We start from the raw sequence: 706 nt of genomic DNA, 5'->3' as shown, positions 1-706 counted from the left end.
TGGCGCTCACGCTGGCCGCCTCCCCCGCCCGCGCCGCGTCCCCCGCCCCGTCCCCCGGCAAGGCCGCCGCCGCCCCCGCTCGAGCGGCGTCCGCCGTCGACCGCGGCGTGCTGCTCTCCGCCGCCCAGCAGCCGCCCGTGGACGAGACGTGGGCGGCGACCCCGTACATCGACCCGTACTTCGAACCGTCCGTCACCGGGCCGTCCTGCTGGGACTACGGACGGGCCACCGGCGCGCAGGACGGGCTGAGCGCCCGCTACCGCACGCCCACCTGGTACTACAACTACAACGACGTGTGGGTCTTCGCGGACAGCGCGGGCGCCGCGGCGTTCGAACAGCAGTGGAAGAACCTGCTCGCCGACTGCGTGCAGCGGAGTCAGCCTGGGTCGGGCGCTCCCGGGACCGCGTACGTCACGGCGGTGACCAAGGTCGCCACGGAGGGGGGCGTGGACGTATGGCGCCTGACCAGCGGCGTCAACGGAGGCGGCGGCACCCAGCACTGGCAGGTCGCGCTCGTCCGGCAGGGCCGCGCCGCCTACGCCATGGACCTGCTGGACTACCGCAACGGGGACCCGGCCCCGATCCCGTTCACGTCCTCGATCGCCGCGATCAAGCAGAAGCTCGCCGCCTACTACCCGTGATGGTGAGGGGATGACGCGAGCGGCCCGCCGCGCCCGACCAGGGGCGCGGACAGCAGCGGGGGCAT

1 protein-coding gene is annotated in these 706 nt (G+C 74.4%); it reads left to right on the top strand.

All coding sequences use genetic code 11. From position 1 onward, the window contains the following. On the top strand, positions 1 to 641 hold a 641-nt coding region (locus DZF91_RS40060), incomplete at its 5' end, for a hypothetical protein (protein WP_199486814.1). Positions 642 to 706: the final 65 nt, after the last annotated feature.

Source organism: Actinomadura logoneensis (assembly GCF_003428695.1).
Lineage (GTDB): Bacteria > Actinomycetota > Actinomycetes > Streptosporangiales > Streptosporangiaceae > Spirillospora > Spirillospora logoneensis.
The sequence above is the reverse complement of the archived record's forward strand: the minus strand, read 5'-3'. Positions and strand labels throughout refer to the sequence as shown.